We start from the raw sequence: 24,577 nt of genomic DNA on the forward strand, positions 1-24,577 counted from the left end.
CGCTATGATTGCTCCAACACAAAGAACGGTTTTGCTGCTTGCAGCGGGAGCCCCGATTGCGCTGGTGATTGCGGCAATATATCCGTCTGCCTGGGCGATTGGCGTGGCTTGGTCCGCTGTGGTCCTGCTCATGGCCTTTGCCGATTTTCTTATGGCTGCAACAAAACGTGATTTTGAAGCTGATGAGCCGTTTTTTGCAGAAGTGGGGCGTGAATGCGCGATTGAGACAAAGCTGACACTGGGTGGCGGTTTTGCCGAGAAGGTGGAAGCCTTTGTCGAGACTGATGACCGTCTGCACGAAAAAGGCCGAACCATATTTTCACTGAACATCGCAGATGACGAAGGTGAAAAGTCCAGTATTTTTAAAGGTGCTGCAAAGCTTGTTCCTAATCGCCGTGGTCCCGGAGAAGTGCGCCGTATCGGTGTACGCTGGGCAGGTCCGATGGGCCTGATCTGGCGGCAATATATTCAGAAATCAGACCATATAGTGCGGGTCACGCCCGATGTTGCACAGGTGCGTAGCCCCAATGTGCAACTATTTTTGCGCGATGCCCTATATGGCATTGTCGCCCGCAAATTTCGCGGTGAGGGTACTGAGTTCGACGCACTGGCCGATTATCAGCCCGGCATGGATCGCCGCAATATTGATTGGAAAGGCTCTGCGCGCCACACAAGGTTGCTGGCAAAGGAATATGATACGGAGCGTAATAACCAGATCGTCTTCGCCATTGATACAGGCTCTACCATGTGTGAGCCTATTGGCGGCTTGCCGCGCATAGATTGCGCCGTTTCTGCGGCATTATTGACTGGTTATGCTGCGCTAAAATCTGGTGACCGGGTCAGCATGATGGCTTTTGCTGATCGCCCGCAGAGCTTCTCACCTTTCGTGACCGGTACCAACCAGTTCCACCGCCTGCAATCAGAGGCTGGTCTGATGGATTATAGCGCGAAAGAGAGCAATTATACGCTGGCGCTGTCAACGCTTTCTGCACGATTGCAGCGGCGTTCACTCATCATCATTTTTACTGATTTTACTGATACAACCAGTGCGGAAATGATGCTGGAAAGTGTGGGCCGTTTGGTCGACAAGCATTTGGTGTTGTTTCTGCTGATTGCTGATGATGAGCTGGCCAATATTGCTGAACAACGCCCGAGCAGTATTGATGCACTGGCAGAAAGCGTAACGGCTGATGCATTGATTAGCGAAAAACAGTTTGTGGTCACCAAGCTGCAACGCATGGGTGTTGATGTTATTGAGGCACCGCGAGAGGATATTGGCACACATCTATTGAATGCTTATTTGCGGATCAAAAGGCGGGGGGCATTATGAGCCAAGCTGAAACAGCCAGCACGACGATTGGCGGTATTGATACCAGCGTCATGAGCAATGCCATTTTGCGCTCTGATCGCTTTCGTGTCGAGCGTGAGGCTGAATGGCAGCGGCTAGACACGATCATCACGCATATTGAGAAAGGCCGCACACGCCGCATTAGTGACGAAGATGCCATGGCGTTGCCGACCTTGTATCGCAAAACTGTTTCTGCGCTTTCCATCGCTCGGGAAAGCTCGCTTGATGACGGGCTGGTGACCTATTTGGAATCGCTGACTTTACGCGCTTATTATCAGGTTTACGGAACCCGCACGTCTTTGGGCAGATGGTTGTCAGAGTTTATCGGCGGTGGCTGGAGCCGTGCCATAAGAGCGATCCAGTTAGAAATCTGGATCATGGTCGCGATTATGATTGCTGGTTCGGTTGTCGGTTATGTGCTGGTCGATCAGAATAGTGACTGGTATTTCGCTTTGGTTCCCGGTGAAATGTCGGGAGGCCGCGTACCCGGTGCAGACCCAGCCATATTGAAAGAAACTCTTGGCGGTGTGGAAGAAGGGTCTAAGGACGGTCTGTCAGTTTTCGCGGCCTCTTTGTTCAGCAATAATGCCGGCGTAGGAATTTTCGCATTTGCGCTCGGCTTTGCATTTGGCATTCCCACAATATTGCTGGAGATCTATAATTTCACTTTATTGGGCGCGATGACTTGGGTCTTTGTCGATGCTGATTTGGGCGTTGAATTTATTGGCTGGCTTTCCATTCATGGCACCACTGAATTGCTGGCCATTTTACTGGCAGGTGCCGCTGGTTTGCATATTGGGCGCTCCATGGCTTTTCCGGGCCAATTGACGCATATGGCGGCTTTACAAAAAGCAGGTACTCAGGGCGCTCTGGTTATGACTGGGGTGGTTGTCATGCTGATTATGGCGGCGGTTCTGGAAGGGTTTGGCCGTCAGCTTATAACGGGAACAGTTGCCCGCTATGCTATTGGCTATGGCTTGTTGCTTTTCTGGATAGTCTATTTTGTATTTGCTGGTCGTGGCAAAGGTTCGGCTCAGAATAATGGAAATTCTGATGGCGCGTAATGCTAGCCAATCCAGACGGCCAAATGGCGGATATTCGCCAAAACTGCACCGTCTCATGGTCACACCAGAGGGCGTGGGTCTGAATATTCATATAGCAAGTGCAGGTGCGCGTGCAGGCGCTGTGGTGCTTGATCTGGTCTTCATTATTTTGATTATGCTCGTTTATGGCATCCTATTGGGCATTATCATAAGCAATTTTGACATTGATGAAAATGGCAGTTTTGGGTCTTTCCTTCTCGTTTTTTCCATCATTTTTTGGTTTGTGTTACGCAATGCCTATTTCCTGTTTTTTGAATTGGGCAGCAAAAGCGCGACATGGGGCAAACGTATATTGGGCATAAGGGTCGCCTCTCGTAATGGCGGACGGCTGACCAAAGAATCGATTATTGCACGCAACTTGGTACGTGAAATTGAGCTTTTCCTGCCGCTCACTTATCTTATTTCGACCAGTGTGCAGGGCGATATTAGCAATTATGCTGTGCTGGCTGGTGCGATATGGGTTGCGATTTTCTTGTTCTTTCCATTTTTTAATAAAGATCGGTTGCGCTGTGGCGATTTGGTTGCTGGCACATGGGTTGTCCATGCCGAAAAAGCTAAGATGACCGATATTGTCGCCTCTAGCGAGAGTATGACCAGTCAGATTTCGACTGATTACCAATTCTCTGATGCGGAGTTGGATATTTATGGCGAATATGAACTGAAAACGCTGGAAAAGGTATTGCGCGAAGACAATGCCGATGCGGAACGGGCCGTTTATGAGGCCATTTGCAATAAGTTGGGATGGATGCCAGGTGGCGGTGATGAACGTGCATTCCTAGAGAATTATTATACCCAGTTAAGAGCGCGGCTGGAGGGCGGAATGCGTTTTGGCAAACGCCGTGCTGATAAATTTGATCGTCAGGATTAGCGATTGGCGCCCGCCAATTTGCGCCACGCCAGATCGGCAAATTCACATAATAGGCCGCGCGTATCTGCTGGATCAATAATATCCTCGACGGCAAATTTCTCCGCCGTTCGGAAGGGTGAGGTTACTGCGTCAAGCCGCGCCTTTATCTCGGCCAGCTTTGCCCGCGGATCGTCAGATGCTTCCAATTCTGCTTTATAGGCTACTTCCAGACCGCCGGATATAGGCAGGCTACCCCAATCGCCACTGGGCCATGCAAAGCGATATTGAAAGCGCTCGGCATTGCTCATCGCGCTGCCCGCAATGCCATAGGCGCGGCGGATGATGACACTGCACCACGGAATGCTGGCACTATAAATTGCATTCATCGCCTCTACACCATGACGAATGGTGCCGGCCTTTTCTGCTTCAGTGCCGATCATGAAACCAGGATTATCCACCAGATGGATAACCGGCAGGCCGAACCTGTCTGCCAGCTCGGCAAAGCGCTTAACCTTTTGGCTGGTCAACGCTTCCCATGACCCGCCCAAATAGCTTGGGTCAGAGGCCACAACCGCGACCGGCCAGCCATCCAGCCGCGCAAAGGCGGTGATGGCAGCGCGGCCCCATCGGCGGCCCATTTCAAAGACGCTTTGCCGATCGAACACACTCTCCATCACGCTGCGCATCGAATAGACCTGACCCGGATCTTTGGGCACAATATCGCGCAGCTTCTCATCGCGCCGGTCAATGGGGTCATGATTGTCATGGCGCGGGGCTTGCTGGCCAACAGCGCTGGGCAGATAGGAAAGAAAGGCGCGGGCATAGGCAAAGGCCTCGGCCTCGCTGGCCACTTCTTCATCTACCACACCATTGCGCGTATGGATTTCGCTGCCGCCCAATCCTTCTTTATCGACTGTCTCACCAATGGCCGCGGCAACAGCTGGGCCAGCGGCAAACATCTGGCTAAGGCCCTTCACCATGATGGAATAATGGCTCATGCACACCCGCGCCGCGCCTAGTCCTGCCGTTGGGCCAAGCGCCAGCGCCACCACTGGCACGCTTTCCAAATTGCGCATAATATCGTCCCAGCCCGGCACCATGGGCACATAGGTATAGCCCATATCTTCAAGACTTTTGACCGAACCGCCGCCGCCAGTGCCATCAATCATGCGGATCATGGGCAGGCCCATGTCATGCGCCATCTTCTCACACTGCACGAATTTGCGGTGTAATGCCGCATCCGCCGCGCCGCCGCGCACGGTGAAGTCATCGGCTGAGGCCACCACTGGCCGTGCATCAATATTGGCACGTCCGAAAATCAGATTTGATGGCGCGCTGTGCACCAATTTGCCCTGCGCATCATATTCGCCGCGCCCGGCAATTTTGCCAATTTCGCGAAAGCTATTCTGATCGACCAATCCTGCTATACGCGCCCGCGCATCCATTTTGCCGCGATCATGCTGGCGCTGCACCTTATCCGCGCCGCCCATAGCCTCCGCCATACGCCTCCGTGCGGCAAGTTCTTCAAGTTCGGGTTTCCACGTCATCCCGCTTTTACTCCCACGCCGCTTTCTATCCAGCCTAATATGCTTGGGGCGCCGGGCATATATTCGGCCGTGCGATCCACCATGGTGAAGCCTTGTGCGGTGACGGCGTCGATAGTGGGGCGGGTCAGGTGACATCCGCCAGCCATGCGTTTCCAAAATGGTTCAACGCGGCGCTGCCATTTCGCGACATTGGCATCTGGCGCGCTGCCATGCTCCAAAACTAACAGCTGCCCGTCATCTTTCAACACACGCCGCGCCTCGCGGATGGACTGTGCTTGGTCCTGCACGGAGCATAGGGTGAAGGTGATCAGCACAGTGTCAAAACTGGCATCGTCAAAAGGCAGATTCTCGGCCACGCCTCCAACCAATTTAATGGGCACTTTTGCGGCGGCCAATTTGGGGCTGGCTTGGTTGATCAGTTCGGCCGATGGGTCAATGCCAATAACATTGCTGACTTTTTGCGGGTCATAAAATTCGGCATTGATGCCCCCGCCTGCTCCAAATTCCAGCACCTTGCCTGATGCGCGGGGGACAATCTGGCTGCGGCGCTTCATAATCTGCGGCATCCCGCAAGCACAACCGATTAAGCGCGGCATGACATAACGGTCCCAGAAATTGGGCGTGGGCGGGGTGAAGCTGTCCATTATGACAGATTAGCTTTCAATTTCTCTACTGCTTCAAAGGTTAGGCGAACATGGTCACGGTAATCGCCGTCATCGTGCATCATGGCCACCGTGCCATCCTGCGCGATAACAAAGCTGGTGCGGCTGGTGAGGGGGCTGTCATCGCCGAGTGATACGCCATAATCCTTGATGATATCCGCATCAGCCTGTGCCACGGCGAATTCATCGCGGCAGGCTTCGCGGGAGAAGCGAGCCAGCGTATCAATATCGTCTCCGGACAGTCCAAAAACTTTTGCGCCCATCGCTTCAAACTCTGCATTGCGATCGGCAAATTCCTTTGATTCCAAAGTACAGCCGGACGTAAAGGCAGCGGGGAAGAAATAGAGGACAACCGGCCCATTTTTAAGCTCGGCCGCCAGATCAAGCGTGAAGGGTTCGCCTGCGAGTGCGCCCTGTGTCGTGAACATCTTTGCCGCTGTGCCCGCTTTTATGGGTTCGGTCGGGCTAATAGGTGTTGAAGCACTTCTATCAGGCGTTTGCGCTGCAGCGTTTTGGGTTGCTTCAGCTTCGGCATCTGGTGCTTGTGAACATCCACATAGTGCCAAAACCGCGAGAGGGGTTAAGATGTTGCGGTTCAAATAAAGGTTCATTTTCTGTTTTGTGCTTTCTGATGAGAACATTCTTCATCGCCATAAATGGCTACGCTTTTTTCGCCTTTGCTGCTGGCCATGCCGCGATACATTCCGGGTGTGTCAAAGCTATAGCCAATTTGTCCCCATGGTGTGGCATAGATAATACCGCCAGAGCCGCCAAGATCACCCATTTCTGCTATAACACTGTCAGCAATGTCTTGTGTTGTCGTCTTAGAAAAGTCGGGCCGTGTTTCATAGGCAATGCGCAGCCGTGTGCAAATCTCATGCGCTACGCCGACGCGGATAAAATATTCGCCAGCGCCAGTGGCGGATACGCCGCAGCTGCGGTTATCCGCATATGTTCCTGCGCCAATGATCGGGCTATCGCCAATGCGGCCCCATTGCTTGCCGGTCAGTCCGCCCGTGCTGGTGCCTGCGGCAATATTGCCTTCATTGTCCACAGCCACCGCGCCGACAGTGCCAAAGCGCCAATCGCGCCCTAATTTATCTTGGCCAAATTGATCACCGCCTAAAGCGCTAATGGCATTTTGCCGCAGTTTGAAACGTTCTAATGCCTCACGCCGCGACGGAGTGGCAAAATAGCTGTTATCGACCTGTTCCAAACCTTGCTCACGCGAAAACTGGTCTGCGCCTTCGCCAGAAAGCAGCACATGGCGGCTGTTTTCCATAACGGCACGGGCCAGCAAGATGGGGTTCTTCGTGGTGCTGGTGCCAGCGGCAGCACCTGCATTGCGCGTGGCCCCGTCCATGATCGAGCTGTCCAGCGAGTTGGTGCCCTCCCATGTAAAAACTGCGCCTTTGCCAGCATTGAAATTGGGATCATCCTCCAACACCATGATCGTGGCGACAATTGCGTCCGTCGCGCTGCCGCCGCTTTTCAGAACCGCGCTGCCAGCGTCCAGTGCCTCGGTCAATTTGGCGCGTATCTCGGCATCTTTTTCTTTTGTAATGCGGTCGCGCGATATAGTTCCCGCTCCGCCATGCAGCACCAAAGACCATGTTTTTTCGGCTTGCGTGGGGGCTTCAGATTGTGCAGCGGCCCATGATGTGGGCGCCAATACTATTATCATGATCGCAATGGCTTTAAACAATTGGGTCATCATCAATCCTTCTCTCGCATTACAAATGATTATCGCCTATATGTTGTGCAATTTGATGGCGCTAGCAAGCAAAAGGTGAAAAACCCAAGCATATGCGCGCCATGTTGAGCATAGGTGCGAGAGACGAAATATGACTGCTGATAACCCCTCCCTTCGTCCATGGCGTGATATTGACCGCCGCAAATGCCGCCAGATCATGGTGGGTGACGTACCGGTGGGCGGCGATGCGCCAATATCTGTGCAGACCATGACCAACACACTGACCAGTGATGCGAAGGCAACCATCGACCAAATCCGCCGCTGTGAAGAGGCTGGCGTTGATATTATCCGCGTGTCCTGCCCTGATGTGGAATCAACGGCCGCGATGAAGCAGATTGTACGTGCGGCGCAGGTGCCGATAGTGGCGGATATTCACTTCCATTATAAGCGCGCTTTGGAAGCAGCAGATGCGGGCGCGGCCTGTCTGCGCATCAATCCAGGCAATATCGGCGATGCCAGCCGCGTTAAAGAAGTGGTTGATGCCGCCAAATCCAATGGCTGCGCAATACGCATTGGCGTGAATGCTGGCAGTCTGGAAAAAGATCTGCTGGAAAAATATGGTGAGCCGTGCCCCGAAGCCTTGGTGGAGAGTGCGCTGGACCATATCAAGCTGTTGCAAGACCATGATTTCCATGAATTTAAGGTGGCTGTGAAAGCCAGCGACGTTTTCCTTGCAGTCAGCGCCTATATGCAATTGGCCGATGCCGTAGATTGCCCGCTCCATTTGGGCATTACAGAAGCGGGCGGCCTGATCGGCGGCACGGTGAAAAGCGCCATTGGTATTGGCAATCTGCTTTGGGCAGGAATTGGCGACACTATCCGCGTATCGCTTTCCGCTGAACCGGAAGAAGAAGTGCGTGTGGGCTATGAAATGCTCAAATCGCTTGGCATTCGCACACGCGGTGTAAAAATTATTTCCTGCCCCAGCTGTGCACGGCAAGGCTTTGATGTCATCCGCACTGTGCAAGCATTGGAGGAGCGGTTGCAGCATATCAATACGCCGCTATCGCTTTCTGTGCTGGGCTGTGTGGTCAATGGCCCGGGTGAAGCGCGCGAAACCGATATTGGCCTGACCGGCGGCGGCAAAGGCAAGCATATGGTCTATCTTTCCGGCTTGACCGATCATGTGGTCGAGGATGAGGATATGCTCGACCATATTGTGAAGCTGGTGGAAGATAAAGCCGCAGCGATTGAAGCCGGTGACGCAGTGGCGTTCGATCCGCATGCTGAGGCTGCTGAGTGAACAATAACGAATATTGAGAAGCGGGCTTTGACCCTTCGACACGCTTAGGGCTAAGCCCTAACGGTTTTTGTTGGGCTTTATAATTCCCGTCAGTCCTTAGCCTGTCGAACGGCTTTCCTCACCAATGACCCAATATCCAAATTTACAGCATCCTTCGACAATCTCTTTCGCAGAGGCTATGCAATGAGCAAAACAGCATAGGGATGCGGTAATATGGCAATGCGGGCATGGTTGATAAAAGATATAATTGCGGTGTTGGGCTGCCTTTCAGCGCTGTTGGGAATGGCTTCCGTTCCTGTTCATGCCCAAAGTCTTAATCCCACTCCCATGAGCGAGGCGGATGACGGAGCGGGGCGTTATGCGTTGCTGCTGATTACTGGTGCGACAATTATTGATGGCGGTGGTGCACCTCCGGTGGGGCCACGCGATATATTGATTGCGAATAACCGGATTCAAGCCATAGCGCCGGTGGGTAGTTTTAAGGATCAGCCTGTCCAGCGAACCATTGATGCCAAGGGCATGTATGTGATGCCCGGCTTTGTTGATACGCATGGCCATTTGGGTGATCCTGAAAAAGCCCCGAACTCAGAATATGCCTATAAATTATGGCTGGCGCATGGGGTAACCAGCGTGCGCGGAGTGGGCTTTACTTTTGTGCCGAATGACCCGGGCCTGATAGACGCAGAGCGTAGCGCGCGCGGAGAAATTACTGCGCCGCGCCTTTTCGCTTATGGTGTATTTGGTGCGCATTGGGGTGAAGCGCCACCAACCACGCCAGAGGCTGCGCGCAATTGGGTGCGCTGGGCCAAGCAACAAGGCTATTTGGGAGTGAAATTTATCGGTCCGACGACTGAACCTGTTTTTGCTGCTGCGTTGGATGAAACCAAAAAGCACAATATGGGCAGTATTGCGCATATCGCGCAAACATGGGTGGCAGATATTAATGGCGCTCAAGCTGCGCAATTGGGCCTGAGCGGCATCACCCATTTTTACGGGCATTTTGAAAGCCTGTTGGACGGCGTGACGATTCAGAAATTCCCCATTGGCTATAATTATGCTGATGAGCAGGACCGTTTTGCCCGTGTGGCCGAACTGGCCAAGCAAAGTGTGGCAATAGGCTCAGACGAATGGAATGCTTATCTTGATATTTTGATTGAAAATAAGGTCACCATGTCGCCGACATTTAATATCTATTCGGCGGGGCGTGATTTGGCCAAGGCCCAGCGTTTTGTCTGGCATGATCGCTATACATTGCCCTCTTTGATGAAATTCTACACACCTTCTACTGTCAATCACGGCTCATTCTTCTTTGACTGGACAACAGCAAAGGAAATTGCATGGCGCAATTTTTACCAGAAATGGTTCCGCTTGGTGCGTGATTATGTGAATAAAGGCGGGCGGGTGACTGTGGGTTCAGACCCGGGGTTTATTTATCAGACTTGGGGGTTTGCCTATGTGGGTGAGTTGGAGATGCTGCAAGAGGCAGGGCTTACGCCGCTGGAAGTGATGAGGGCGGCAACCATAGATGGTGCGCGTGAAATTTATGAACCATTGGGCCAGACCGCGCCAATCGGCATGGTGCGCGCCGGCATGTTGGCCGATCTGGTTATCACACCGGAAGATCCGCTACAAAATTTCAAAACGCTCTACGGCACGGGGCATATGCGCCTCAATAAAGAAACAGGCACATTGCAACGTGTCGGCAGGGTCCGCTGGACCATTAAAGACGGCATTGTTTACGATGCGCACAATCTGCTTGCCGATGTAGAGGCCATGGTGCAGTCGCAAGGTGCTAACTGAACCAACACGATAGATGAGAAATATCGCCAATCCTAGGACAGATAAATATTATGACCGCATTTGAAACCGACTATCTGATCATTGGCGCAGGCGCTGTGGGACTGGCTTTTGCGGATACGCTGATTGACGAAGACCCGGATTGTGACATCATCATTGTTGATAAGCATGGGCAACCGGGCGGCCATTGGAATGATGCTTATAGCTTTGTCGCGCTGCACCAGCCTTCCGCCTTTTATGGTGTAAACTCAATGGAGCTGGGTTCTGGGCGAGTGGATGATGCTGGTTATAATAAAGGATATTTGGAGCTGGCCAGCGGTCCGGAAGTTACGGGATATTTCCATAAGGTGATGCACCAAAAACTGATACCGTCAGGGCGCGTGCGCTATTTCCCTATGAGTGAATATCATTGGCCTGATGGCGATGATGCGCACCGCTTTACGCATATTCTGTCCGGCGAAGAACATAGCGTCACGGTGCGCAAAAGGCTGGTTGATGCTACCTATTTTGCCACGTCTGTGCCCTCCACACATACGCCAAAATTTGCCATTGGTGATGATGTGCGGCTGGTGACGCCGAATGATTTGCCGCATTTGTGGAAAGACCCCAGCAATATTCCGCATAAATTCTGCATCTTGGGTGCGGGCAAGACGGCTATGGATGTTGGCGTGTGGTTGCGCAATTCTGGTGCGCCCGCTGATGCGATATCATGGGTTTGCCCGCGCGCAAGTTGGCTGCTGAACCGTGCCTGCACGCAGCCGGGCATAGAATATTTCAATCAGGCGATGGGCGGGCAGGTGGCTTTGGCCAAAGGGTTGGCGGAAGCAGAGGATGTTACTGACCTATTTCACCGGTTGGAAGCAGATGGCTTCATGCTGCGTATCGACAAAGAATTGGAGCCGCAAATGTTCCACTATGCCACCATATCGCAGGGCGAGGTGGACATATTGGCCGGTATTAGAGATGTTATCCGCATGGGCCGGGTTCAGAGCATTGATGTAGGCGGCATGACATTAACTGAAGGCCGCCGCGATATGCCCTCAGATACGCTGTACATTGATTGTACGGCGACCGCGGTTGAGCTGCGTGAAACGGTGCCGATGTTCCAGCCAGGCAAGATAGTGCCGCAAATGGCGCGTATCCCGCAACCGGCTTTTAGCGCAGCGCTTTGCGCTTATCTGGAAGCAAACCGCGATGATGACACAGAGCGCAACCGACTGTCTATGCCGGTAAAGCTGCCCGATACGATGGACCAATACCCTGCTGCATGCATGGCCAATATGGTGAACCAGATGAATTGGGGCAATGAGGGGGATATCCGCAAATGGATGATCGCCAGCCGGTTGGACGGTTTTAGCGCCACGGTCGCCGCAGTGCCGCCAAGCGATAAGGAAAAAGGCGCGCTGTTAATGCAATTGCGCAAATATGGACAGGCCGCTGGCCCCAATATTGGCAAGCTGATTATGCAGGCACAGGCCGCGCAATAATATATTGCCGCGCACTGACGCTGGCAAATACGGCTGCAAATCCTACATAAGGCCAGATGCTGCACGTCTTTCACCATGCCGACTATATGGCGCCCGCGCCGGAACGCGGGACATTTAAGTTCGACAAATATTATCTGGTGATGGAAGAATTACGCGGCAGCGGCGCCGCAATGACAGAGCACGCACCGCAGCCAATGCCACGTGATTGGCTGGCACAAATTCATTGCCCCGATTATGTGGACAGCGTGCTGAGCGCCAATGTGCCTTATGAGAAAGAACGGCGGATCGGTTTTCCAGTGACCGCGCATATTGCCAGCCGGGTGCAGCACACCAATGGCGGCACATGGGGCGCGGCCATATTGGCACGGCGAACAGGCTATGCCGCGAACAGTGCGGCGGGCAGCCACCACGCATTGCACGATACCGGCGCAGGCTATTGCGTGTTTAACGATCTGGCCGTGGCCGCAAACCGCTTGATTGCTGAGGGTGATGCCCAGCGGATATTGATTGTCGATCTGGATGTGCATCAGGGTGATGGAACGGCCTCGCTCTTGGCGGGGCGCAATGATGTGTTCACATTATCTGTTCATGCTGAAAAGAATTTTCCCGTCCGCAAAGCCAGATCATCGCTGGATATTGGCTTGCCGGATAATCTGGGTGATGACGCGTATATGACCGAATTACAGCGTATCTTACCTCCAATATTTGATGATTTTGCGCCGGATATGGTGCTCTACCAGGCTGGGGTCGATCCGCATATGGATGACCGGCTCGGGCGATTGGCACTGAGCGATAATGGTCTTGAAACGCGGGACAGGCTGGTCGTGCGCATGGCACGCCAACGCGGTTTGCCAATTGCCAGCGCCTTGGGCGGAGGATATGGTAAAGATCAGCAAGCGGTCGCCGCGCGCCATGCCCGTTCTATGCTGGCCATGGCTGATGAAAATATGAAATGGAATGAGTGAACAATGGCAAGTGAGACTATCTCGGTAACGGTGGCTTTGTTGTCTGCTATATTCGCGACCAGCCTTTCTGTTGGGGTTGGTGCAGTTGATCCTGATGCCGAACATGCAGAGGCGGCGCATCCTGAGGCGGAGACGTATGATGCCAAGCGCAATGCAACGGCAGATGTTGATGCTGCGCTGGCCCGAGCGAAACTGCGCAATGTCCGCACGATCATCGTGATGGGCGCCAATTGGTGTCATGATAGTCGCGGCCTTGCAGGGCATTTGCAAAGTGAGCGGTTTCAGCCCTTAATCGCGAAGAATTACGAGCTTGTCTTTGTTGATGTGAATGTGCCGCAGGATGGTGAGGGGCGCAATCTCGATATCGCATCGCGCTATGGCGTGACAGATATAAGCGGCACACCCAATGTTCTAATCATTTCGCCTGAAGGAAAGTTGGTCAACACCGCCGAGGATGCCCGCAGTTGGCGCGATGCTGCCAGCCGTGATGCGGATGATATTTACGCATATTTTGCTGATCTGTAGATTTGCAGGCGCGCATGATCACATTGACGCGCCGATAAAACTGGACTTTGCCAACGCATCTTATCATTGCGATGCAATGACCATAGCGAAGCAACCACATTCTGCGCAGTATTTGCCGATACTGGCTTGTGCTTTTGGCATCATGACATTTGGCGCGATGGATGCGGTTATGAAGGCTTTGGCTATCGGGCTGGGCACATATAACGCACTGTTCTGGCGCTGCTTGGCTGCGCTGGTGATGGCGTTGATATTATATGCGGCCAGCCGTCCACAAAAATGGCCAGACAAAACCGCACTGCGCCTGCATCTGGTTCGGGGCAGCGTGACGGCTGTGATGGCTTTCACCTTCTTTTGGGGCTTGGCCAGAACACCAATTGCAGAAGCTATTGGTGTCAGCTTCATTTCCCCGCTTATCGCCTTATACCTTGCTTATTTGCTGCTTGGTGAGCGCATAAGCCGGTCAGCTATCATTGCATCTATTCTGGGGTTGATCGGCGTTGCAGTTATTATTGGCGGCAAATTTGGTGAGGAATTTACGACCGATGCGCGATGGGGAATAGCCTCTATTCTTTTATCCGCCTGCCTTTACGCGTGGAACTTGATACTCCAGCGGCAACAGGCACAAATTGCCAGTCCGCAAGAAATTGCCAGCTTTCAAAATGCGATTATCATATTTTGGTGTTTGCCATTTTTCCCGTTTTTTGGAGCGTCGCCTCATATATTGCTCAGCACAGATCCTTTATGGGGCTGGCCATGGATCATTCTAATTATGCTGGGGGCGTTTCTGGCTATCTTGTCGGTGCTGGCGCTAAGCTGGGCCTATGCGCGGGCAGAGGCGCAGGTGCTGGTGCCGATTGAATATAGCATGTTCTTTTGGGCCGCTCTATTTGGCTGGGCTGCATTTAACGAGCCCATCGGTATCGCGACCTTGATAGGCACTATATTGATTGTCAGTGGTTGTTTGATCGTTGCACGATCCGCTGGCAATGCAGAAGAGACCGGACTGCCGAAACAGTCCAATCCCATCTAACTCTGCCAGTTGGATATTTTAGCGGACAACGCCGCGAAATGTCAGCCTGCCTTTTTCGCCGGGTGCTAATGGCTTGGTAAAGCGCCAGCGTACATGCGTCACATCACCAGGTGATGCTGCACGGCTCTGGCTTTCTATGCCATCTGCAACAGTTTCCAGCTTGGTTAGATCTGGCAATTTGCCCCATGTCTTTCCGCCATCGACAGAAACTTGCGCCCATTCTTCATCTACAGAGACAAAGGCGATTGCCGGATGGAGCGGGTTTGTCGCAATATAATTATCGCGCGGGGTAGAACCTTCATTTTCATAAAAATTGTAAATGATCAGCTTGTCGCCCGGGATTACCGTGACCTTTTTCGGGTCCAGCAATTCCGTTTTGTCAGAACCATTTTCGCTCACATTACGCTCAACCCAGATTTCGCTGCGAATGGAGACAGTTGCGCGTTGTTGAGTGACTTGTGCTTGCGCATTGGCTGTGCCGGAAGCGAACAAACCGCCGGTCAGCGCAGCACCAGCAAGAGCGGCTGCGTAAAACAGCGCGCTAGCAGAAGAACCGGTCTTTGAATATTTCAGAAACATAGCGACTTTCCATTATCTTCATTGGCCAAAATAGGCCGTAGATATTTCCTATGAAAAACTTGTCGCAGCATATGGTTAACAAAGTGTGAAGGGCTTTGAAAACAGGGTTTGATGTACAAATATATTGCTATCATCTCTGCCTTGCTTGCCATTGCACCCGCTGCAGTGATGGGCTAAGCGAAACGAAAATATGATTCCTGACTTAAAAGCTCTCAAGCACAGGACTTAGTGCGCGCTTTTAGCATCCTTGAGAAATGGAGCCCAAAATGACAACGACCGGAAATGATACGCTTGGTACACGCAAGACGTTGAGCGTAAATGGCACGGATTATACCATTTATTCACTCAAAGCAGCTGCCGACAAATTGGGTGATATTTCACGGCTTCCTTACACGTTGAAGGTATTGCTGGAAAATATGCTGCGTTTTGAAGATGGCGGCCATACGGTTGACACCAAAGATGCACAGGCCGTTGTTGATTGGCAAAAAGACGCAAAATCAACAGCAGAAATTCAATATCGTCCGGCGCGCGTGCTGATGCAGGATTTTACCGGCGTTCCGGCTGTTGTGGATCTTGCGGCGATGCGCGATGGCATTAAAGCATTGGGCGGTGATGCGCAGAAAATTAACCCGCAGGTTCCGGTTCATTTGGTGATTGACCATAGTGTGATGGTTGATGAATTTGGCACACCGCAGGCTTTTGATAACAATGTGGCGTTGGAATATCAGCGCAATATGGAGCGCTATGAATTCCTGAAATGGGGTTCTAAAGCCTTTGATAATTTCTCTGTTGTTCCTCCGGGAACTGGCATTTGCCACCAGGTTAATCTGGAGCATATTGCGCGCGGCGTATGGTCCAGCAAAGATGGCGCCGGGACAGAAGTTGCCTATCCTGACACATGTGTCGGCACAGATAGCCACACCACAATGATCAATGGACTGGGCGTTCTTGGCTGGGGTGTCGGCGGCATTGAGGCAGAGGCGGCGATGCTGGGTCAGCCAGTATCTATGCTGATCCCTGAAGTGGTAGGCTTTAAACTCACTGGCGAACTGGCCGAAGGTATTACCGCGACCGATCTGGTTCTGACCTGCGTACAAATGTTGCGCGAAGTCGGCGTTGTTGGCCGTTTTGTAGAATTTTATGGCCCCGGCGTTGCTGCATTGTCACTGGCCGATCGCGCGACCATCGCGAATATGGCGCCGGAATATGGCGCAACATGCGGTTTCTTCCCGATTGATGACAAGACACTGGATTATCTGCGTCTGACGGGCCGTGCAGAAAGCGAAATTGCGTTGACCGAAGCCTATGCCAAGGAACAGGGCTTTTGGCGTTTTGATGATGCACCAGAGGCGATCTATACTAATACGCTGGAGCTCGATATGTCGAGCGTTGTGCCGTCTCTTTCCGGTCCAAAACTGCCGCAGCAGCGGGTTTCTATGTCAGACCTGGATGAAGGTTTTAACACCGATCTGGGCGCAGTATTTAACACTGATGACAGCAAGGGCCGCGTTGCGGTTGAGGGCGAAGATTATGATCTTGGTCACGGCGATGTCACCATTGCTGCCATTACCAGCTGCACCAACACATCAAACCCTAGCGTTTTGATTGCGGCCGGCCTGGTTGCCCGCAAAGCACGCGAAAAAGGTTTGCAGCGCAAGCCTTGGGTTAAGTCCTCATTGGCGCCGGGTTCTCAGGTGGTGACCGACTATCTGGACAAAGCCGGTTTGAGCGAAGACCTCAACTATCTGGGCTTTAACCTGGTCGGCTATGGCTGCACGACGTGTATCGGCAATAGCGGGCCATTGCCTGCGCCGATCAGCAAGGCCATTAATGACAATGATCTGGTGGTGTCTTCGGTACTGTCCGGCAACCGGAATTTTGAAGGCCGCGTGTCGCAGGATGTGCGCGCCAACTATCTTGCATCACCGCCATTGGTGGTGGCGTATGCGCTGAAAGGCACTGTGCGCGAGGATATGTATGAAACGCCGATTGGGCAGGATCAGCAGGGCAATGATGTCTATCTGAAAGATATCTGGCCCACCAATGATGAAGTTGCCGCCGCCATGCAAGGCGCAGTGAGCCGTGAGATGTTCGAAAGCCGCTATGCCAATGTCTATGATGGCGATGCGGCTTGGCAGGATATTGATGTAACGGGCAGCGACACCTATAGCTGGCCAGCAGGTTCCACCTATGTCGCCAATCCACCATATTTTGATGGCATGACCATGACGCCAGAAGCCATTGGCGACATCAATGACGCGAAAGTATTGGCACTATTGGGTGACAGCATCACCACCGATCATATCTCTCCTGCTGGTGCCATTAAGGCAGACAGCCCTGCGGGCGAATATCTCTCCAGCCACCAGGTCGCCAAGCAGGATTTCAATTCCTATGGCTCACGCCGTGGCAACCATGATGTTATGATGCGCGGCACCTTTGCCAATATCCGCATCAAAAACAAAATGGCTGATGGCAAAGAGGGCGGCTACACCAAATATGATGGCGAGATTATGCCGATTTATGATGCGGCGATGCGCCATAAAGCGGATGGCAAGGCCCTGGTGGTCATTGGCGGTGAGCAATATGGCACGGGGTCTTCACGCGATTGGGCGGCCAAAGGCACCAATTTGCTGGGCGTCAAAGCCGTTATCGTGAAAAGCTATGAGCGTATTCACCGGTCCAATCTGGTGGGCATGGGCGTATTGCCATTGCAATTTGCCGATGGCGTTGATGCGGACACGCTTGGTCTTGATGGTACGGAAAGTTTTACCATCAAAAATGTCGCCAATCTGGACCCACGTCAGACGGTAGAGGTTGAAATGACCCGCGCCGATGGCACCACAGCAACCTTCAACACATTGTGCCGCATCGACACCGCGAATGAGATGGAATATTTCCTGAACGGTGGCATCTTGCATTATGTGCTGCGTAATCTTGCGGGATAACGCGAAGCAGTGGCGCTAAAAGCTCCTCTGCCCGAGAGCGAGGCAAAGGACCCGGGCAAGGTTGACCCTTTGCGGGAGGCTATGCATTGGCTGCTGCATTGGTGGCAGGATGCGGTGCATGATATTGATCATGTTGCCGTGATAAATAAGGTGCACGGTGAATCCTATCTCACCGGCCGCTATGTCTTTATGACATGTATGTCGGCCGGTATCGCCATTTTGGGCCTGCTATTGTCATCGCCAGCGGTGGTGATTGGCGCCATGCTTTTATCGCCGCTTATGGGGCCAATATTGGGCGCTGGCTTTGCACTGGCCATTGGTGATGTGCGCTGGCTGCGCGAATGCAGCATTGCCTTGCTGGTCGGGATAATCGTAGCCATATTATTTTGTGCCTTGATTGTGCTTATCAGCCCATTGGACACTGTCACAGAAGAAATTGCTGCACGGACACGGCCCAATCTGTTCGACTTGGGTGTAGCCTTATTCTCTGCATTGGCAGGCGCCTATGCAATGATTAAGGGGCGGGAGGGCACTATTGTTGGCGTCGCAATCGCCACCGCCCTTATGCCGCCGCTTGCGGTGGTTGGCTTTGGATTAGCAACGGGCAATGGCGTTATATTGGGCGGCTCTTTGCTGCTGTTTTTCACCAACCTGATGACTATTGCCTTGACCGCCGCTATAATGGCGCGGCTTAACGGCTTTCGTTCGGCCCTATCTGCACAGCAAACCTTGGTGCAAAGCATTATTGCCATTGTTGTATTTGTCGTTCTCGCGGTACCGCTTGGGCTGTCATTGCAGCAGGTTGCATGGGAATCGAACGCAATTCGCCGCGCCAATTCGGTGGTGGCCAGTGCCTTTAGTGAAAAAGCACGGGTAAGCCAGCTTGATATTGATTATGTTAGCGAACCCATTGCTTTAAAAGCGACGGTGTTAACACCGGATCTTGAACCAAAGGCCAGTGAGACAGTTGAGCGCTTGCTGACACAAGAGCTGGGCGTTCCCATTTCTGTGGCTATCAACCAATATCGCGTTGGCACTGATGATCAGGATGTACAAAATGCCGAATTGGCTGCTGCAAAATTGCAGGCGCAAAGTGTAGAGCGGGATCGCCGAATTGCGTCCATGGTAGATACATTGGCTCTGGTTGCCGGAGTGAGCGGTGATGATGTATTTGTCGACCAAGCGAAGAAGCGGATTGTCGCGAAGGCCAAGCCACTACCAGGTGCTACCATGGCCAGCTATTATGCTTTGGAGCAGCGCATGAGCAAGCGTGATCCGGAATGGACATTTATTGTTGAGCCGCCAGCACTGGCATTGCCTAGGGTTTCCTTGTCTGATGGCGCTCTTGCCGAAAATGATGCCAATTATGCACTGGCTTTATGGGCGATCAAGCGAGTCGATGGCCCGGTCGCTGTAACGGGCAGCAAAGATGCTGCCAATATTGTGTTGGAACGGCTGCGCGAAGACGGTGTTGAAGCAGTCTATAACAGATCAAACAATGTCAGTGACAGCAGGGTCAATTTTATATGGTTGGCCCCGGATACAGATGCGCCAAGGCCGGAATCTTAAAATCAATATTGAGAGTCTTTAGGATGCGATGCGCAAATTACCATGATGTGCAACGTTCATTCTTAGGCCGTTGAACAATGTGTCTATAATAATGCGCAAATTCTCAGGTGTTGCCGTTGACCAGAGGCCCATCATTGTTTCAGGGTTGACGAATGGCTGGATCATCAAATTGATCAATGACACAATATGGTCAATCTCCATGCCTTCAAAATAGCCTTCAGCCATGGCTTCGGCAACAATAACGGCCATATAATGATCTGCTAAATCGATATAACCGCGGATCACCTCAAAATGTTCTGCGCCAATTTCCATATAGCTTTCAAACAGTTTCGGGTCGTCTTCAAACCGAGCGCGCTTTACCGTCAGGCGCTGATCGAAAAAGTTGAACAGCTTTTGTTTTGCCGGAACATCAGAAGCGATGACATCTTCCATGATGGCGTTAAGTTCTTTGAACCAACGTTCGGCCATCGCCTCGTAAAAGGCTTCCTTGGAATCGAAATAGCGATAGAAGTTGGACTGTGACATGTCGCAAGCTGCGGCGATTTCTGAGACGCTAAAGTCTCTGGCACCGCGCTGACGGATCATTTCTTCAGCGGTTTCCATGATTTCGTTGCGGATCATTTCTGGGTCAAGCTGGGGACGGGGCATTATGTAATCCTTAGCCAATTTGCGAGTCATTCACGTCACTGGTGTAATCACATATAGCAGTTTGATGATAAATAACAATATTTATCAATTATTATTTTTGCACTCTCATGTGCAGAAAAGTGAACCTATGCAATAATGGGCCTGCAAATTTAATCCGCCAGTATAGCGCTTTTTTGCCAATCGGGGAGCGGCCAGTCAGCCATATCGTCGACAGGAGCGTGCACGACTGCCAGCTGCGCATCATCATAGATGTGGCGCACGCGCTTTTCATCCGCCACACCGATAGGTACAATCGCAACCCTGCGGTTGACCTTGCTGCGATAGTGCATGCGCGCAGTGTTTTCCTGCCCAATAAAGCAGCCTTTTGTATAAGAGACACCGTTTAGTTCTTCGGCATTGCATTCGAGCCAAAGTGTTTTTTCCTGACCGAAATCAATCTGCCCCTCGGCAATGCCCTGCTGCAACCGATGTGCCAACCAGTCAGCATCTGCATTACCAGCTTCTTGTGGGCCGCTGTCTAGCCAGCGATAGCCAAGACTTGCCAGTCGTGGATCAACAACAGCATTGTTGCCGGGGTCGGTTTTCGACCAATGCACAGACAGATTATCATCCAAAGCAATCGTGATTTTGCGCCGCAAACGATAGATAGACAGACGGCGAATAAGTGCTTCGGCGCTGACTTTCTCACAATCAATCAGTATATCATCACCATCTGCCCATAGCAGAAAGTCAAACAATGCTTTGCCCTGTGCTGATAACAGCGCCGACCATAAACACATTGTGTCGCCAATGGCGTTCATGTCCTGAGTCACTAGGCCTTGCAGAAAATCGCGTATATTTTCTGCTTCATCTGAGGGCGATAGGCGGATAACAGCGCGGTTGGACAAATATGTTGCGGTCTGGGTGATTGCAGTATCATTCATCTGCTGTAATTAGGGTTTCGCAAGAGCATTTCCAAGACGCACAGTGCAAACTACGGATAAAGATATGACAGATATGTTGACGATCAGGCAGCCGGATGACTGGCATCTTCATTTGCGCGATGGTGCCATGATGCAGGCGGTGATTGGCTATACCGCACGGCAATTTGCCCGCGCCATTGTCATGCCCAACCTGTCTCCGCCGGTTACCAGTTCACAACAAGCCAGTGAGTACCGAGCGTGCATCTTGGCTGCTGTGCCAGAGGGGCTGAACTTTACGCCGTTAATGACTTGCTATTTGACAGACAGTGTTGATGCAAAAGACCTGAGACAAGGTTTTGAGAGCGGAATATTCACCGCCGCCAAATTATACCCTGCCAATGCCACCACCAACAGCGCACATGGGGTTAGCAATATTGACAACCTCATGCCGGCTTTGGAAGTGATGCAGGACATAGGTATGCCGCTGCTGATCCATGGTGAAGTAACGGATGGCGATATCGACATTTTCGATCGTGAAGCGGTCTTTATCGACCGTATTTTGTCATCACTGGTTGAAAAAATGCCGCGGCTGAAAGTGGTTTTTGAGCATATTACGACTGAACAGGCCGTACAATTTGTGCTGGCGACCGGAGAGAATGTCGCCGCGACCATTACGCCGCAGCATCTGCATATTAATCGGAACGCCATTTTTGCAGGCGGTATTCGTCCGCATGCTTATTGTTTGCCCATCGCCAAGCGAGAGCGGCACCGTTTGGCATTGCGCAAAGCCGCGACCAGCGGGTCGCCGAAATTCTTTTTGGGAACAGACAGTGCGCCGCATGAGGTTGCCGCAAAAGAATCTGCTTGCGGCTGCGCTGGTATTTTCAATGCACCTTTCGCGTTGGAAAGCTATGCTACCGTGTTTGAGGAAGAGGGTGCGCTTGATAAGCTAGAAGGCTTCGCATCGGTGCACGGCCCGAATTTTTATGAATTACCGCTCAACACAGGTACGGTTACTTTGCAGCGCACACCAATAAGCGTTGATGACAAACTGGTGCTTGCAGGTGCAGAACTGGTGCCGTTTCATGCTGGTGAGACTATTAACTGGCAGATTGCCAGCTAAGCTGTCAGGCAAGCTAGGTCTTCACTGGCTGGTTTATGGCTATTCTGCGGGAAGCCAGATAGGCGTCGGTCGAATATATCATCAGTGCAAGCCAAATCAGCGAGAAGCAGATAATCTGGGCGCCGGCCAAAGGCTCATTATAAAGGAACACACCCAATATAAATTGAATTGTTGGCCCTATATATTGAATGAAACCCAAGGTTGAGAGTGGCATTTTTTTGGCTGCAGAGGCAAAGAATAGCAAAGGTATGGCCGTAATCGCCCCGCCAAGCACTAGGAAGATATCTGTCTTGACGGAATAGCCAAGGCCCGGCGCTTCGCTGTTAAAGCCCGCCCAAATGATAAAGCCTAATGCGATAGGGAAGAGCAAGCTGGTCTCTACCGATAGTCCGGGCACTGCTTTGACCGATGCTATTTTGCGGACCATGCCATATGCCCCGAAGCTGATGGCCAATGTGAGGCTGATCCATATACCGTCCAGCGATTCCTGCGCCAAAATACATACGCCGATAGCCGCCAATGCTACCGCCAGCCATTGCACGCGGTTCAAGCGCTCTTTGAAAAACACCATCCCCAAAACAACGTTCAGCAAGGGGTTGAGGAAATAGCCTAGGCTGGCAGCCAGTATCTGCCCGGACATGACTGCATAAATATAGACCAGCCAATTGGTGGCTATCAGCAATGAACTAAGTAGCAGCATCATTGTGTCTTTGCGGCTTTTTAATACCGCGAGATATTCCGCTATTCGGCCGCGCAGTGCCAGCATGACCAGCAACATGGGTACTGCCCAAACTATGCGATGAGACACGACGTGGACGGGTGAGATTTCAGCCAACTGCTTAAAAAACAGCGGCATAAAGCCCCAAATGATATAGGCTATAAGCGCGTGCAAAAGGCCTGTACGAAATTCACTATTGTCCGTCATGCATGGCACTTAGGCGCAATCGTGCTGGTTTGCACGTCGTTTATCGCTCAGCTCAATTGCGAGGAATCTTAAAAGATACCGCCGCCAAGAAACAGTCTGACGATACAAATGACCGTGACGAACAAGCAAAGATTGCGACCGGAATCGGACCGCGACAATGCACCAAAGAGCACACCTATCAGTGCGAAGGGAATAATGAGCCAGTTTAGAGAACCAAAAAAAGGCACAAAACCGACAACTGCCATGATAAGTGTTACGACACCAATGATAAGAGAGAGTATATTTAGCATATCTGTATTATATGAGTAATACAGAACGGGTGCAACCTGGTTGAGAGCTTTTTGTCGAATGCTGTTCACGCTCTGTCATTTTGCGCATGGTGATGATAGGCCTGTGAAAAAGGTTTAGGCAGAAGCCCAAGCGTTAGAAAAGACCATGATATTAAGAAGGTGGGGCCAGAAAATATGATCAACGGACCGATATTGGTAACCGAAAGGCTGATTTTACGGCCACCGTCTCAAGAGGATTTTCCGGCTTTTGTGAAATTCAGCAGCGACCCTGACACTACGCAATTTATTGGTGGGGTGATGAATGAAGCACAGGCTTGGCGGTCATGGTCGACAATTGCTGGTGCTTGGCATTTGCGCGGCTTTTCCATGTTCTCATTGATATCGCGCGATAATGGAGAATGGATTGGGCGTATAGGCCCCTGGGAACCAGTAGGTTGGCCGGGTAAGGAAATTGGCTGGGGTGTAGCGCCGGAATATGCTGGCAAGGGCTATGCCTTTGAAGCAGCAAAGGCCTGTATGGATTATGCTTTTGATCTGCTGGGATGGGAAGATGTCATTCATACAATAGCGCCAGATAATATTGCATCGATAAAATTGGCAGAGCGACTGGGCTCGACAAATTTGGGACCAACCGCATTGCCAGCACCATTTGATGAGGAACGAGTTGACAAATATGGGCAAACACGCGCGCAATGGCGGTCGCGCTCATAAGGATTTGACCAAATGAGGGGCAGATAATGAGTGAAGAATATTATGTTGATCCGCTGCGTGAGCAATTTGATGCTTTTAAGGCGTTGCCGCGTGACAGGCCTATCAATATGCTCAATCAGGTGCGTTTTCGCGATGTGGCCACCTATGCCAAGGACCATAACGAATATGGCAAAGGGCTAAGCGGAGAGCAGGCCTATGCTTTATATGGTGAGCAAAGCGGGCCGATATTTAAACGCGTTGGCGGCACAATCATTTGGCGCGGGATATGTGAAACTGTTTTGACCGGTCCTCAGCATGAAGATTGGGATGCGATGTTCATTGCTCGCTACCCCCATGCAGGCGCTTTTCTGGAGATGGTGACCGATCCAGTTTACCGTGAAGTGGTCAAGCACCGGCAAGCTGCTGTTGCGACATCACGGCTGATCAGATGCGGCGAAGTATCCTCCCAAAATGGGACATTTGCGTAATATGACTGTAGGGAATTAACCTATTCTCCTAATAGAAAATTAAGAATTTCCTTGGAATAACTAACAGTTGATTAATTATATTCTGATTGCCTATTTAGCCCGCGATAATCA

23 protein-coding genes are annotated in these 24,577 nt (G+C 51.8%); 14 read left to right on the forward strand and 9 right to left on the reverse strand.

Annotated elements, in window-relative coordinates:
- Positions 1-4: 4 nt before the first annotated feature.
- From ACR9YC_RS03915 to ACR9YC_RS03925, 3 genes are read left to right on the forward strand one after another with little or no spacing between them, the layout of a single operon-like run.
- Complete coding sequence (locus tag ACR9YC_RS03915; RefSeq protein ID WP_438730130.1) at positions 5-1,330, forward strand: DUF58 domain-containing protein; 1,326 nt, start codon at positions 5-7, stop codon at positions 1,328-1,330.
- A complete protein-coding gene (locus tag ACR9YC_RS03920) occupies positions 1,327-2,412 on the forward strand; it encodes a stage II sporulation protein M (protein WP_438730133.1) in 1,086 nt (361 codons plus the stop codon). The genes ACR9YC_RS03915 and ACR9YC_RS03920 overlap by 4 nt, the downstream gene beginning before the upstream one ends.
- Positions 2,402-3,319 (forward strand): RDD family protein, encoded by a 918-nt coding sequence (locus tag ACR9YC_RS03925; RefSeq protein WP_438730136.1) that lies wholly within the window; start codon positions 2,402-2,404, stop codon positions 3,317-3,319. The genes ACR9YC_RS03920 and ACR9YC_RS03925 overlap by 11 nt, the downstream gene beginning before the upstream one ends.
- Here the strand turns inward: ACR9YC_RS03925 and ACR9YC_RS03930 are convergent.
- The 4 genes from ACR9YC_RS03930 to ACR9YC_RS03945 are packed head-to-tail and all read right to left on the reverse strand — an operon-like array spanning position 3,316 to position 7,224.
- A complete protein-coding gene (locus tag ACR9YC_RS03930; protein ID WP_438730139.1) occupies positions 3,316-4,845 on the reverse strand; it encodes an acyl-CoA carboxylase subunit beta in 1,530 nt (509 codons plus the stop codon). The genes ACR9YC_RS03925 and ACR9YC_RS03930 overlap by 4 nt on opposite strands.
- A complete protein-coding gene (locus ACR9YC_RS03935; protein WP_438730142.1) occupies positions 4,842-5,489 on the reverse strand; it encodes a class I SAM-dependent methyltransferase in 648 nt (215 codons plus the stop codon). The genes ACR9YC_RS03930 and ACR9YC_RS03935 overlap by 4 nt, the downstream gene beginning before the upstream one ends.
- Complete coding sequence (locus tag ACR9YC_RS03940; RefSeq protein WP_438730145.1) at positions 5,489-6,118, reverse strand: peroxiredoxin; 630 nt, start codon at positions 6,116-6,118, stop codon at positions 5,489-5,491. The genes ACR9YC_RS03935 and ACR9YC_RS03940 overlap by 1 nt, the downstream gene beginning before the upstream one ends.
- Positions 6,115-7,224: an isoaspartyl peptidase/L-asparaginase family protein gene (locus tag ACR9YC_RS03945; RefSeq protein WP_438730147.1), complete on the reverse strand. Its 1,110-nt coding sequence runs from the start codon at positions 7,222-7,224 to the stop codon at positions 6,115-6,117. Before ACR9YC_RS03945 ends, ACR9YC_RS03940 begins: the two co-directional genes overlap by 4 nt.
- A 127-nt stretch (positions 7,225-7,351) precedes the next feature.
- On the opposite strand from ACR9YC_RS03945, the gene ispG reads away from it, so the two are divergent.
- The 6 genes from ispG (at position 7,352) to ACR9YC_RS03975 (ending at position 14,307) form a co-directional block, all read left to right on the forward strand.
- Positions 7,352-8,503 carry a flavodoxin-dependent (E)-4-hydroxy-3-methylbut-2-enyl-diphosphate synthase gene (gene ispG, locus ACR9YC_RS03950; RefSeq protein ID WP_438730150.1) on the forward strand — a complete coding sequence of 384 codons (1,152 nt, stop codon included), beginning with the start codon at positions 7,352-7,354 and terminating at the stop codon, positions 8,501-8,503.
- Between the two features lie 327 nt (positions 8,504-8,830).
- Positions 8,831-10,303, forward strand: coding sequence for an amidohydrolase family protein (locus ACR9YC_RS03955; protein WP_438730153.1), 1,473 nt, complete (start codon positions 8,831-8,833; stop codon positions 10,301-10,303).
- Between the two features lie 50 nt (positions 10,304-10,353).
- Complete coding sequence (locus ACR9YC_RS03960) at positions 10,354-11,787, forward strand: NAD(P)-binding protein (RefSeq protein ID WP_438730156.1); 1,434 nt, start codon at positions 10,354-10,356, stop codon at positions 11,785-11,787.
- Positions 11,788-11,873: 86 nt separating this feature from the next.
- Complete coding sequence (locus ACR9YC_RS03965) at positions 11,874-12,752, forward strand: histone deacetylase family protein (RefSeq protein ID WP_438730159.1); 879 nt, start codon at positions 11,874-11,876, stop codon at positions 12,750-12,752.
- 3 nt (positions 12,753-12,755) lie between these two features.
- Entirely contained in the window at positions 12,756-13,277 is a 522-nt protein-coding gene (locus ACR9YC_RS03970; RefSeq protein WP_438730162.1) for a thioredoxin family protein, read from the forward strand.
- Positions 13,246-14,307, forward strand: coding sequence for a DMT family transporter (locus ACR9YC_RS03975; protein WP_438730165.1), 1,062 nt, complete (start codon positions 13,246-13,248; stop codon positions 14,305-14,307). Before ACR9YC_RS03970 ends, ACR9YC_RS03975 begins: the two co-directional genes overlap by 32 nt.
- An 18-nt stretch (positions 14,308-14,325) precedes the next feature.
- Here the strand turns inward: ACR9YC_RS03975 and ACR9YC_RS03980 are convergent, their stop codons facing one another.
- The gene (locus ACR9YC_RS03980) at positions 14,326-14,886 is read right to left on the reverse strand and encodes a hypothetical protein (RefSeq protein ID WP_438730168.1); all 561 of its coding nucleotides are present in this window, start codon (positions 14,884-14,886) and stop codon (positions 14,326-14,328) included.
- Between the two features lie 266 nt (positions 14,887-15,152).
- Between ACR9YC_RS03980 and acnA the strand changes: the two genes are divergently transcribed.
- Together acnA and ACR9YC_RS03990 are read left to right on the forward strand one after the other, a co-directional pair.
- Positions 15,153-17,831, forward strand: a complete 2,679-nt coding sequence (acnA, locus tag ACR9YC_RS03985) for an aconitate hydratase AcnA (RefSeq protein WP_438730171.1) — start codon at positions 15,153-15,155, stop codon at positions 17,829-17,831.
- A 9-nt stretch (positions 17,832-17,840) separates the two neighbouring features.
- Positions 17,841-19,400: a DUF389 domain-containing protein gene (locus tag ACR9YC_RS03990; RefSeq protein WP_438730175.1), complete on the forward strand. Its 1,560-nt coding sequence runs from the start codon at positions 17,841-17,843 to the stop codon at positions 19,398-19,400.
- 18 nt (positions 19,401-19,418) lie between these two features.
- On the opposite strand, the gene ACR9YC_RS03995 is transcribed toward ACR9YC_RS03990, so the two are convergent.
- A complete protein-coding gene (locus tag ACR9YC_RS03995; RefSeq protein ID WP_438730178.1) occupies positions 19,419-20,048 on the reverse strand; it encodes a TetR/AcrR family transcriptional regulator in 630 nt (209 codons plus the stop codon).
- Positions 20,049-20,197: 149 nt separating this feature from the next.
- Positions 20,198-20,971, reverse strand: a complete 774-nt coding sequence (gene ygfZ / locus ACR9YC_RS04000; RefSeq protein ID WP_438730181.1) for a CAF17-like 4Fe-4S cluster assembly/insertion protein YgfZ — start codon at positions 20,969-20,971, stop codon at positions 20,198-20,200.
- 64 nt (positions 20,972-21,035) lie between these two features.
- Here ygfZ and pyrC point away from each other — a divergent pair, with 64 nt between their 5' ends.
- Entirely contained in the window at positions 21,036-22,073 is a 1,038-nt protein-coding gene (gene pyrC, locus ACR9YC_RS04005) for a dihydroorotase (RefSeq protein WP_438730183.1), read from the forward strand.
- 13 nt (positions 22,074-22,086) lie between these two features.
- Here pyrC and rarD read toward each other — a convergent pair whose 3' ends face one another.
- Together rarD and ACR9YC_RS04015 are read right to left on the reverse strand one after the other, a co-directional pair.
- Positions 22,087-22,998, reverse strand: coding sequence for an EamA family transporter RarD (gene rarD, locus ACR9YC_RS04010; protein WP_438730185.1), 912 nt, complete (start codon positions 22,996-22,998; stop codon positions 22,087-22,089).
- A 68-nt stretch (positions 22,999-23,066) separates the two neighbouring features.
- A complete protein-coding gene (locus ACR9YC_RS04015; protein WP_438730188.1) occupies positions 23,067-23,288 on the reverse strand; it encodes a hypothetical protein in 222 nt (73 codons plus the stop codon).
- A 174-nt stretch (positions 23,289-23,462) separates the two neighbouring features.
- Here ACR9YC_RS04015 and ACR9YC_RS04020 point away from each other — a divergent pair, with 174 nt between their 5' ends.
- Positions 23,463-23,999, forward strand: coding sequence for a GNAT family N-acetyltransferase (locus ACR9YC_RS04020; protein WP_438730191.1), 537 nt, complete (start codon positions 23,463-23,465; stop codon positions 23,997-23,999).
- Positions 24,000-24,025: 26 nt separating this feature from the next.
- Positions 24,026-24,466 (forward strand): DUF1330 domain-containing protein, encoded by a 441-nt coding sequence (locus tag ACR9YC_RS04025; RefSeq protein ID WP_438730194.1) that lies wholly within the window; start codon positions 24,026-24,028, stop codon positions 24,464-24,466.
- Positions 24,467-24,577: the final 111 nt, after the last annotated feature.

Source organism: Parasphingorhabdus sp. DH2-15, from assembly GCF_051668705.1.
GTDB lineage: Bacteria > Pseudomonadota > Alphaproteobacteria > Sphingomonadales > Sphingomonadaceae > Alterisphingorhabdus.

Excerpts from the sequence above, each read along its gene's own strand:
- ACR9YC_RS03915 (WP_438730130.1), top strand. The coding sequence starts at position 5 with ATGATTGCTCCAACACAAAGAACGGTTTTGCTGCTTGCAGCGGGAGCC.
- ACR9YC_RS03920 (WP_438730133.1), top strand. The coding sequence starts at position 1,327 with ATGAGCCAAGCTGAAACAGCCAGCACGACGATTGGCGGTATTGATACC.
- ACR9YC_RS03925 (WP_438730136.1), top strand. The coding sequence starts at position 2,402 with ATGGCGCGTAATGCTAGCCAATCCAGACGGCCAAATGGCGGATATTCG.
- ACR9YC_RS03930 (WP_438730139.1), bottom strand. The coding sequence starts at position 4,845 with ATGACGTGGAAACCCGAACTTGAAGAACTTGCCGCACGGAGGCGTATG.
- ACR9YC_RS03935 (WP_438730142.1), bottom strand. The coding sequence starts at position 5,489 with ATGGACAGCTTCACCCCGCCCACGCCCAATTTCTGGGACCGTTATGTC.
- ACR9YC_RS03940 (WP_438730145.1), bottom strand. The coding sequence starts at position 6,118 with ATGAACCTTTATTTGAACCGCAACATCTTAACCCCTCTCGCGGTTTTG.
- ACR9YC_RS03945 (WP_438730147.1), bottom strand. The coding sequence starts at position 7,224 with ATGATGACCCAATTGTTTAAAGCCATTGCGATCATGATAATAGTATTG.
- ispG (WP_438730150.1), top strand. The coding sequence starts at position 7,352 with ATGACTGCTGATAACCCCTCCCTTCGTCCATGGCGTGATATTGACCGC.
- ACR9YC_RS03955 (WP_438730153.1), top strand. The coding sequence starts at position 8,831 with ATGAGCGAGGCGGATGACGGAGCGGGGCGTTATGCGTTGCTGCTGATT.
- ACR9YC_RS03960 (WP_438730156.1), top strand. The coding sequence starts at position 10,354 with ATGACCGCATTTGAAACCGACTATCTGATCATTGGCGCAGGCGCTGTG.
- ACR9YC_RS03965 (WP_438730159.1), top strand. The coding sequence starts at position 11,874 with ATGGCGCCCGCGCCGGAACGCGGGACATTTAAGTTCGACAAATATTAT.
- ACR9YC_RS03970 (WP_438730162.1), top strand. The coding sequence starts at position 12,756 with ATGGCAAGTGAGACTATCTCGGTAACGGTGGCTTTGTTGTCTGCTATA.
- ACR9YC_RS03975 (WP_438730165.1), top strand. The coding sequence starts at position 13,246 with ATGATATTTACGCATATTTTGCTGATCTGTAGATTTGCAGGCGCGCAT.
- ACR9YC_RS03980 (WP_438730168.1), bottom strand. The coding sequence starts at position 14,886 with ATGTTTCTGAAATATTCAAAGACCGGTTCTTCTGCTAGCGCGCTGTTT.
- acnA (WP_438730171.1), top strand. The coding sequence starts at position 15,153 with ATGACAACGACCGGAAATGATACGCTTGGTACACGCAAGACGTTGAGC.
- ACR9YC_RS03995 (WP_438730178.1), bottom strand. The coding sequence starts at position 20,048 with ATGCCCCGTCCCCAGCTTGACCCAGAAATGATCCGCAACGAAATCATG.
- ygfZ (WP_438730181.1), bottom strand. The coding sequence starts at position 20,971 with ATGAATGATACTGCAATCACCCAGACCGCAACATATTTGTCCAACCGC.
- pyrC (WP_438730183.1), top strand. The coding sequence starts at position 21,036 with ATGACAGATATGTTGACGATCAGGCAGCCGGATGACTGGCATCTTCAT.
- rarD (WP_438730185.1), bottom strand. The coding sequence starts at position 22,998 with ATGACGGACAATAGTGAATTTCGTACAGGCCTTTTGCACGCGCTTATA.
- ACR9YC_RS04015 (WP_438730188.1), bottom strand. The coding sequence starts at position 23,288 with ATGCTAAATATACTCTCTCTTATCATTGGTGTCGTAACACTTATCATG.
- ACR9YC_RS04020 (WP_438730191.1), top strand. The coding sequence starts at position 23,463 with ATGATCAACGGACCGATATTGGTAACCGAAAGGCTGATTTTACGGCCA.
- ACR9YC_RS04025 (WP_438730194.1), top strand. The coding sequence starts at position 24,026 with ATGAGTGAAGAATATTATGTTGATCCGCTGCGTGAGCAATTTGATGCT.